General features: G+C 71.4%; 8 protein-coding genes. 5 read left to right on the forward strand and 3 right to left on the reverse strand.

The features are described 5' to 3' along the window. Positions 1-21: 21 nt before the first annotated feature. Positions 22-1383: an IscS subfamily cysteine desulfurase gene (locus tag D7W82_RS36500; protein WP_233588154.1), complete on the reverse strand. Its 1362-nt coding sequence runs from the start codon at positions 1381-1383 to the stop codon at positions 22-24. Between the two features lie 376 nt (positions 1384-1759). On the opposite strand from D7W82_RS36500, the gene D7W82_RS36505 reads away from it, so the two are divergent. Both D7W82_RS36505 and D7W82_RS36510 read left to right on the forward strand, forming a co-directional pair. Next, complete coding sequence (locus D7W82_RS36505; protein WP_120622713.1) at positions 1760-3373, forward strand: SPFH domain-containing protein; 1614 nt, start codon at positions 1760-1762, stop codon at positions 3371-3373. A gap of 69 nt (positions 3374-3442) precedes the next feature. Continuing rightward, entirely contained in the window at positions 3443-4867 is a 1425-nt protein-coding gene (locus tag D7W82_RS36510; protein WP_120622714.1) for a protein-disulfide reductase DsbD, read from the forward strand. 4 nt (positions 4868-4871) lie between these two features. Here D7W82_RS36510 and D7W82_RS36515 read toward each other — a convergent pair whose 3' ends face one another. Together D7W82_RS36515 and D7W82_RS36520 are read right to left on the reverse strand one after the other, a co-directional pair. Then, positions 4872-5462: a tRNA-uridine aminocarboxypropyltransferase gene (locus D7W82_RS36515; RefSeq protein WP_120622715.1), complete on the reverse strand. Its 591-nt coding sequence runs from the start codon at positions 5460-5462 to the stop codon at positions 4872-4874. Then, a complete protein-coding gene (locus D7W82_RS36520) occupies positions 5459-6010 on the reverse strand; it encodes a hypothetical protein (RefSeq protein WP_014395291.1) in 552 nt (183 codons plus the stop codon). Before D7W82_RS36520 ends, D7W82_RS36515 begins: the two co-directional genes overlap by 4 nt. 483 nt (positions 6011-6493) lie before the next feature. Between D7W82_RS36520 and D7W82_RS36525 the strand changes: the two genes are divergently transcribed. The 3 genes from D7W82_RS36525 (at position 6494) to D7W82_RS36535 (ending at position 8546) form a co-directional block, all read left to right on the forward strand. Then, a complete protein-coding gene (locus D7W82_RS36525) occupies positions 6494-7075 on the forward strand; it encodes an RNA polymerase sigma factor (RefSeq protein ID WP_120564062.1) in 582 nt (193 codons plus the stop codon). Continuing rightward, entirely contained in the window at positions 7072-7548 is a 477-nt protein-coding gene (locus D7W82_RS36530) for an anti-sigma factor (protein ID WP_120622716.1), read from the forward strand. The genes D7W82_RS36525 and D7W82_RS36530 overlap by 4 nt, the downstream gene beginning before the upstream one ends. Before the next feature lie 149 nt (positions 7549-7697). Further along, complete coding sequence (locus tag D7W82_RS36535) at positions 7698-8546, forward strand: zf-HC2 domain-containing protein (RefSeq protein ID WP_120622717.1); 849 nt, start codon at positions 7698-7700, stop codon at positions 8544-8546. Positions 8547-8711 lie beyond the last annotated feature (165 nt).

Genomic DNA, 8711 nt, shown 5'->3' on the forward strand with positions numbered 1-8711 from the left:
GTCTTGAGGGGAGGGGAGCGCCTAGTGGGCCGTCCACTCGATGCTCTTGAGGTCGATGCCTTCCTTGGCCATCTCGTACAGGGGGCTCATGTCTCGCAACTTGCGGACTTTGTCCACCACGAGGCGGATGACGAAGTCGACCTCCTCCTCCGTGTTGAAGCGGCCCAGGCCGAAGCGGATGGAGCTGTGCGCCATGTCCTCTTCGACCCCCAGCGCGCGCAACACGTAGGACGGCTCCAGCGACGCGGAGGTGCACGCGGAGCCGGAGGACACCGCGACGTCCTTGATGGACATCATCAGGGCCTCGCCCTCCACGTAGGAGAAGGAGATGTTGAGGCTGCCCGGCATGCGGTGCTCCAGGCTGCCGTTCACCGTCACCATGTCCAGCTGCTCCATGATGCCGGTGCGCAGCCGCTCACGCAGGCGGAACAGGCGCGCCGCTTCCTCCGGCAGGTCCTGCCGCGCCACCTCCGCCGCCGCGCCGAAGCCGACGATGGACGCCACGTTCAGCGTGCCGCTGCGCATGCCGCGCTCGTGACCGCCGCCGTCCACCATGGGCGCGATGCGCACGCGCGGCTTGCGGCGCACGTAGAGGGCGCCCACGCCCTTGGGGCCGTACATCTTGTGCGCGCTGATGGAGGCCAGGTCGACGTTCATCTTCTCCACGTCGAAAGGCACCTTGCCCACGCCCTGCACCGCGTCGCAGTGGAAGAGGACGCCCTTCTCACGGCACAGCCTGCCAATCTCCGCCACCGGCTGGACCACGCCGATTTCGTTGTTGGCGAACATGATGGAGACGAGCACCGTCTTGGGCGTCATCGCCGCGGCCAGCTTCTCCAGGCTCACGCGGCCGTCCTTCTCCACGTCCAGGTAGGTGACGCGCGCGCCACCCGTGGGCAGCTCCGCCCACTTCTTGTACGTGTCGTCCGCGTCCAGGTTGAGCTTCGCCGCCAGCTCCGGGACTTCTTCCGGCGTCACGTCGCGCCCGGCCAGCTGGCCCAGGCGCAGGAGCTTGAGCTCGTCCAGGCGCTCCTGGCGCACGCGCTCCAGGCGCTTGCAGGTGTCCAGGACGGCCTTGTGCTCCGTCTTCAGGGTGATGATGTGGTCGCCCTTGGACTTGTAGAACTCGATGACGCCCTTGATGGCCAGGTTGTCGGACTCGGTGGCGCCGGAGGTGAAGACGATCTCCTTCTCCGACGCGCCGATGAGCTCCGCCACCTGCCGGCGCGCCTTCTCCACCGCGGCCTCGGCCTTCCAGCCGAACGCGTGATTGCGGCTGGCCGCGTTGCCGAAGTCCTCGCGGAGGTAGGGCAACATCGCCTCCAGCACCCGCGGGTCGAGCGGGGTGGTCGCGTGGTTGTCCATGTAGATGGGCAGGCTCAGCATGAAGTCCTCAGGAAGAAGTGACGCAGGAGGGTGGAACACCCCTCCGCTCCCCGGCGACGCGGTGGGTCCGCGCGCAGCGGCAGGGTCTACATGGGCCCACACGAATGTGGACCGGACTGGTCAATTATAAAATCGACCCCCCTCGGGTCAAGGGAACATGGGGTCCGAGGCCCCTGTCCGCGACGCATCAGGTCGTGGAGTGCGGAGTGCGCCGGCCTGGTTCAACGCTCCTCCAGAGTGGAGCACTCCGGCTGCTCCAGGTTGGAGCGGGGTGATCCGAAACAGCGCTTCGCGCGCCCATAAGTGCCCGTTTCGTGGCCCCGCCGGGCATGGCCGGGCGCCTGCACTGGAGACAGCGCGGAGGGTGCCAGACATGAGCGCCAACGCGAAGTCGCAGGCCCGGAGCAACGCCCAGGACACGCATCAGGAGGGGATGGGGCGGCCGTCGCTGATCCGCCTGGAGGGAGGGCTGGAGCGCTCGCGCTACGCGGACGGCTGGCGGGCGGGCAAGCCCGCGGAGGACCCCGACAAGGTGAAGAAGTGGGGCCTGATTACCGCGCGGCCCAGCGAGTTCCTCATCCACATGCGCCGGGGGCGCGTGCGCGAGGTGAGCGGCCAGGGCGCCAGCTGCTTCAAGCTGCCGGGGGACTCGGTGGCCATCGTGCCCACCAGCATCCAGCGGTTCCAGTTCACCGCGGATCAGGTGACGAGCGAGAAGGTGGGCGTGGCGGTGACGGGCCTGGCGGTGTACCGCATCGCGGATCCGCTGGTGGCCTTCCGGATGCTCAACTTCAGCTACCCGGAGCGCGCGCAGGAGAAGCTGGCGGAGCTGCTCGGGGAGATGTTCGTGGGCGCGGCGCGCCGGCTGGTGGCGAACCTCACCGTGGAGGAGTGCCTCACCCGGCGCAAGGAGGGCATCGCGGCGGAGCTGATGCGCGAAATCGCGCCCGTGCTCTCCGGGCGGGGCCGGCTGGAGGACCGCACCGACGTGGGCTGGGGCGTGCTGCTGGACACGATTGAAATCCAGGACGTGCGCGTCCTGTCCTCCTCCGTCTTCGAGCACATGCAGGCCCGCTTCCGCCGGGAACAGGAGCGGCAGGCGCGCGAGGCGGAGCTGGCCAAGGAGCGCTTCGTGCGGCGCGAGGAGACGGAGGCGGAGCGCGTGCTCAACCTCCAGAAGCTCGCCGCGCGAGAGGAGGTCCGCCAGCGCACGCAGGCCACGGACGAGCAGGCGCGGCTGGAGCAGCTCGCGGTGGAGGCGCGGCTCGCCCAGGCGAAGATGGAGCAGGTGCGCCAGCAGCAGCAGGAGCGCACGTCCGTGGAGCGGGAGGTCGCGCTCGCGAAGCTGACCGCGCAGGAGGAGGTCCGCACGCGCACGCAGGCCCTGAAGGAGCAGGCCCGCCTGGAGGCGCTGGCCACGGACGCGCGGCTGGAGGAGGCGCGGCTCACCAGCGAACGGCAGCTCGCGTACAACCGCGCGCAAGGCGAACTGGAGCAGCTGCGCTGGGAGCAGGAGGCGGAGGCCGCCAAGGCGCAGGTGGAGCTGGAGCGGATGCGCCGCCAGCAGGAGGCGGAGGCCGCGCGTCATGAAGTCCAGCTCGCCGAGGCCCGGCAGGAGGCCGAGCAGCTGTCCGCCCGGCTCCATGTGCTCCTGGCGAAGCAGTCCATCGCGGAGGCGGAGTCCGGCATCGCGGAGCTGGAGCTGCGCCGCGCCCGCGCGCAGCAGGGGCTGGAGCTGGAGCGCGCGAAGACGCTGCGCGACATCGAGAACTCGGTGAGCCCGGAGGTCATCCAGTTGACGTTGGCGCGGCAGCTGCCGCAGGTGGCGGCGGCCTTCCAGCAGCAGATGGGCGAGGTGCACGTGACGGCGGTGGATGGAGCGAACCCCTTTGGCTACATCGCCGCCGCCGTGGAGGGCGTGATGGGGCTGGCGCGCTCCGCGGGGCTGAATTTGCCTGCCTCCCCGGCGCAGCCGCCTGCGGGGTAGCCGCGTCCCCGGCCTCCGCATATAGAAGAGGCCTCCGAAGGTCCGGACGCGCGGAGGCGTAAGGCACGCATGGACACGAAGAAGCTGACGCTGGCGGCGGTGGTGGCGGGTGTGGCGGTGGCGGTGGTGCCGTGGCTGTTGCCCACGGGGCCGAGCGCCGGGCTGGACGCGGCCCGGTTCCTGGAGTCCGGGAACCTCGCGTGGGGCGCGCTGGTGGTGTTCGCCGGGGGCCTGCTCACGGCGATGACACCGTGCGTGTACCCGCTCATCCCCATCACCGTGTCGGTGTTCGGCGCGCGGAAGGCGGAGGCGCGGGGCCGCTCGCTGGCGCTGACGACGGCGTACATCGTGGGCATGGGCGTGGTGTTCAGCGCGCTGGGCATCCTGGCGGCGAAGACGGGCCAGGCCTTCGGCTCCATGCTGGGCAGCCCCGTGGTGGTGATGGGGCTGGCGGTGTTCCTGCTGCTCCTGGCCTCGTCGATGTTCGGCGCGTTCGAGCTGGCGCTGCCGTCGTCCATGCAGACGAAGCTGAGCAACGTGGGCGGCACGGGCATCGCGGGCGCGTTCGTGATGGGCAGCGTGTCCGGCTTCCTGGCGGCGCCGTGCACGGGGCCGGTGCTCACGGGCCTCCTGGCCTTCGTGGCGAAGTCCGCCAACACGACGCTGGGCGCGACGCTGCTGTTCATCTACGCGCTGGGCATCGGCGTGCCGTTCTTCCTCATCGGCGTGTTCACCGTGCGCCTGCCGCGCGGTGGCGTGTGGATGGAGTGGGTGAAGAGCGTGCTGGGCATCATGCTGGTGGCGCTCGCGTTCTCGTACCTGAAGGACGCCTTCCCCTGGGCGCGCGACACCGTGAAGGCGCTGGGCGCCGAGGTGGGCCAGGTGCCCGGCGCGGTGCTGGCCGCGGTGCTGGTGGTGGTGGGCGTGGGGGTGGGCGCGGTGCACCGTTCGTTCAAGGAGGGCGCGCGCGACTTCGGCTTCAAGGCGCTGGGCGTGGCGCTGGTGGTGGGCGCGCTGGTGGTGCGCGGCGGCGCGCTGGACGCGCGGCCCGTGGGTGAGCTGTGGGTGCGCATGGGCCTCCAGGAGCGCCCGGTGGCGCCGTCCTGGCAGTGGCACCACGTGATGCCTGCGAAGAAGGCGACGTTCGACGCGAGCCAGTTCGAGCAGGTGCTCGCGGCGGCGAAGAAGGAGGGCCGTCCGGTCCTCATAGACTTCTTCGCGGACTGGTGCGCGGCCTGCAAGGAGCTGGACCGGCTGACGTACCCGTCCACGGAGGTCATCTCCCAGGCCGAGGACAGCCGCTTCCTCACCATCAAGATCGACGCGACGAACAGCGAGGACCGCCTGGACGCGCTGATGGAGCAGCTGGGCGTGGAGGGCCTGCCCACGGTGGCCTTCGTGAACCCGGACGGCACCGTGCTGACGAAGCCGCGCGTGACGGGCTTCCTGGAGCCCGTGCCCTTCGCGGCGGAGATGCAGAAGGTCCTCCAGTAGGTCGCTAGAGGTAGTTCTCCCAGCCCAGCCGGCCGCGGCTCGCGAGCACGCGCTCAATCATCAGCTCGTGCAGCGTGAGCAGCGGCTTCGCGAGCTCCTCGCCCTCCAGCCGCGCGAGCGCGCCGGCCATGGCCTCCAGCGTGGACATCCCGTCCGGGTGCGGCGGCTTGCGCAGGCGGCGCGTGTCCGGCGCGGGCGGCGGCAGCCTCATCCCCGGCAGCCTGCGCAGGGCGGGGACGCGCTGCACCATGCGCCGCGCCTGCGCCCAGCTCCCGTCGATGACCACGAGCCGCTTTGGCGGCGGCCCCTCCGCCTCCGGTGCGTCCGGGAAGAGCAGCCACGTGTCCGGCGCGTCCAGCACCGACGCGTCGAAGGGCGCTCCAGGCGCGCCATACGACACGATGTGGCAGCGGGGCAGGGCCAGCGCCGCGATGCGCGCCGTGTTGGTGCTCTTCTGAGACTCCTTGTTGTGCCGGATGATCAGCAGCTCCGTGCGCGTGGGGATGACGGGCACGTCCGCGCACAGGCACAGGGCCGTGGGCAGGTAGCACCGCGCACAGCGGCCCGACAGGTCCTCCGGGGTGCTCGACCTCATTTCGCCGCGGTGCGGTAGCGCTCCATCAGGGCTCGCGCTTCACGCAGCTTCTCCTCGACGAAGCGGTCGTCCGCGTCCGGCTCGTACTCGGCGTCCGGCGGATCCAACTGGAAGAGGGCGGACAGGCTCGCGGGGGCGACCTCCAGCCACTCGGACGTGCGGGTGAGCGCGGCCTGCCGGCGCCCGGCGAAGGTCTCCGGCCCGTCCTCCGGGCCGCAGCGGCAGATGCGCGCGGAGTCCCCGGACACGTCCACGTAGAGCCCCAGCACCTCCGCGTCCACCTCGGCCGCCAGCGCGCAGGTGGCCTCGCTGACGTAGGCCGCCATCGCCTGCGCCGCGCTGCGCTCCGTCAGCGAACGCACCAGGTAGACCTGCCACCCGGCCTCCGTGAGCGCCCCGGCCTCACTCAGCGGGGCCAGCTCCGCCGGCGGCGCCTGGATGCGCGACAGGAGCCGGCGCACCGGCACCTCCAGCCGCTCGAGCCGGGCGTTCGACGCGGGGCAGAAGAAGACCACGCGGTACTCTCGGCTGTCGGCGGCGGTTTCCATGGGCATACGGCGGTGACCCAAGAGGACCAAAGGACTCCCCAGGCACGCAAGGGGGGAGTTACGTCCGAGGACGCTTCCCCGTGCCCCCAGGGGGCCTCCTCCCGGGCCGGAACGCGACCCCGCGGGCAACATCCCCCCGCCTGACGCACCAGGAGGGGCCACCGCGCCGAGCCGCGCGTTCACGAAAACGCTCCAGCCGCCAGCAAGGCCCCCGGGGCATGCTGAACGCCCATTTTCGCCCCCCATTTTTCACGCCGGGTCTGGTGCGCGCCACCCCGGAGGCAAGTCACACCCATGGAGAGACATTGGGCCGGGGAGTCCGTGGATGTCTGTCTATTCCATGCAAGGAATTGGCGTCCGCTTGAAGTGTTTCAGCTGTACTGGTCGCCGTGATGCGTAAAGAAGCGCGGCAGCGTTTGTCGCATCCGTGAGAAGAAAAGAATCCGACCCTCGGCGTTCTCTGGAGGGAAGGGAGGCGGTCGCATGGTGCCAGGGAGGGAGGAGCCGCCAGTCCGGGAGGGCTCTGGAGGGGAGTTCGCCGCGTTCGCGATCCGCCACCAGCCGGTGCTGGTCGCCATCGCGCGCAATGTCTGCGGCAAGAGTGCCAGTGATTGCGACGACCTGGTGCAGGACGTGCTCTTGCGCGCGCTCCTGCAATGGGAGCGGCTCAAGCGTTGGCCGGAGCCCGCACGCCGCGCGTGGCTGGTGCGCGTGCTGCACAACCGGTTCCTGGACCAGTGCCGCCGCCAGGGCGCGGAGACGGACCGCCGGGTGGACCTGCACAACGTCCACATGCTCTTCGAGGATCCGGAGGACGCGCCGGAGCCCGAGCAGTGGGAGTGCGTCACGGAGGACGAGCTGCGCCAGGCCGTGGCGCGGCTCAACGAGAAGCTGCGCCAGGCGTTCGAACTGCACGCGCGGGGCCTGCGCCACGCGGAGATCGCCCGGCGGATGAACACCCCCAGCGCGGGAACGGTGGGCACGTGGCTCTTCCACGCCCGCCGCCGCCTCAAGGCCATGCTCCACGACACCGCGGAACGCCGCCGCCAGGAGAGGGAACGATGAGCACCGCCGCGTGTGAGGATCTCCAGCCCTTCCTGGACGGGAGCCTGTCCGCCGAGGACCAGCGCCGCGTCCGGGGCCACCTGGCCACCTGCGACGTCTGCGCCCGCCGCTTCCACGACCTCCTGCAACTGGAGATGCTCGCGAGGCTCGCGCTGGAGGACCCGGCGGAGAGCGAGCGCTGGGTGTCCGCCCGCCAGGCCCGCGAGACGGTGCCCGGGTCCGACTGGGACGGCGTGCCGGAGAGCTGGCCCGGGGACGCGCTCGCCGCGCAGGCGCCTCCACCACCGGAGCGCGAAGGCCGGGCCTGGCACCAGGGCGCCCGCCGCTTCCGCCGCCGCTGCCCGGGGTGCGCCAACTGCTGCCCCTGGTTCGCGAAGATGGAGGCGGTGGAGGCCGTCAGCGCGCCGCGCCTTCCGTGCCCGCGCACCAGCCGCTCCGGTGCGACGCTGCTGCGCCCCCGCACGCGCCGCTGAAGCCGCGGGCCCCGGCCGCCTGCTCCTCCCTGGGGGGCAGGCGGGGGAGCCAGCGGCGAACGCTGTCAGCGGAATCCACCAAGGATTGCTCCCGCTCGCGTTTCGCAAGGGACGGGAGGCGGCCCTGTGACTCCGGGCCCTGACGCTTGATGGATCTCTGGTGCAAGAAGCTCTACCGGTTCCTGGATGGGGAGCTGGAATCGGGAGACGAGGAGCACTTCCGGCTCCATCTGGCCCTCTGCCGTGCGTGCGCCAGCGGTCTGCATGATGCCATGCAGTTGGAGATGCTCAGCGTCCAGGCCCTGTGTGGCGCGGTGGCCCACAACGACGCGCCACCGCCGCCTGCCCCCGTCCGCTTGCCGTTCCGCTTCGCGTTGCCGCGCGGCCGGTGGCGGCATGCGCTGGGGGCGGTGCTGGCCATGGGGCTGGGCGCGCTCGCCGCGTTCATGACCGGGGACGGCTTCCGGCCGGGGGACGCGTGGCGGGCGGATGCGTCCGCGCGGGAGCTGGAGGCGCGCATCGCGTACCCGGCCGCGGACCGCTACCTCCCCTATGTCCCCGTCCGGACGGGGGCAGGGGGCACGGCGGCGCTCGCGACCGAACCGCCGGTGCCCCTGCGGACCCTGGCGGCGCTGGAGGAGCGGGGGGACCTGCACGGCATCGCGGCGGCCTACCTGGTGCGCGGCGAATTGCGTCAGGCGTCGGACTTCCTGTCGCGCAGCGCCCCCTCGCTGGACCGGGACAGCGACCGGGCCGTGGTGGCGATGGCGGCGGGGGACTGGCGGCGCGCCCTGGACCTGCTCGAAGGCGTGCTGCGTCAGGCACCGGACCATCCCCAGGCCCTGTGGAACCGGGCGCTGGTGCTCCGCGCCATGGGGCTCACGCTCCAGGCGGCGGAGGCTTTCGAGGCCGTGGCCCGCCGGGGGGAACCGGGGTGGAGCGAGGAGGCCGGAATCCGGGCCCTGGCGCTCCGGCAGGGGGGCTCCTTCTTGAAATGATGAGGGGCGACCCAAGGATTCTGGCGGTCGGCGTCTAATTATCGAGGCGCGGCGTGGCGACGGCGGCGGGGTGGACGGCAAGACACCGCACCCGGGGGGACGCGATGTACCGCATCGATGCGTGGAGCCAGGGGGACGGCGCGCTGTGGGCGTCCGGTTCCAACG

This window comes from Corallococcus sp. CA049B (assembly GCF_003611685.1).
GTDB lineage: Bacteria > Myxococcota > Myxococcia > Myxococcales > Myxococcaceae > Corallococcus > Corallococcus coralloides.

Excerpts from the sequence above, each read along its gene's own strand:
- D7W82_RS36505 (WP_120622713.1), top strand. The coding sequence starts at position 1,760 with ATGAGCGCCAACGCGAAGTCGCAGGCCCGGAGCAACGCCCAGGACACG.
- D7W82_RS36510 (WP_120622714.1), top strand. The coding sequence starts at position 3,443 with ATGGACACGAAGAAGCTGACGCTGGCGGCGGTGGTGGCGGGTGTGGCG.
- D7W82_RS36515 (WP_120622715.1), bottom strand. The coding sequence starts at position 5,462 with ATGAGGTCGAGCACCCCGGAGGACCTGTCGGGCCGCTGTGCGCGGTGC.
- D7W82_RS36520 (WP_014395291.1), bottom strand. The coding sequence starts at position 6,010 with ATGGAAACCGCCGCCGACAGCCGAGAGTACCGCGTGGTCTTCTTCTGC.
- D7W82_RS36525 (WP_120564062.1), top strand. The coding sequence starts at position 6,494 with ATGGTGCCAGGGAGGGAGGAGCCGCCAGTCCGGGAGGGCTCTGGAGGG.
- D7W82_RS36530 (WP_120622716.1), top strand. The coding sequence starts at position 7,072 with ATGAGCACCGCCGCGTGTGAGGATCTCCAGCCCTTCCTGGACGGGAGC.
- D7W82_RS36535 (WP_120622717.1), top strand. The coding sequence starts at position 7,698 with ATGGATCTCTGGTGCAAGAAGCTCTACCGGTTCCTGGATGGGGAGCTG.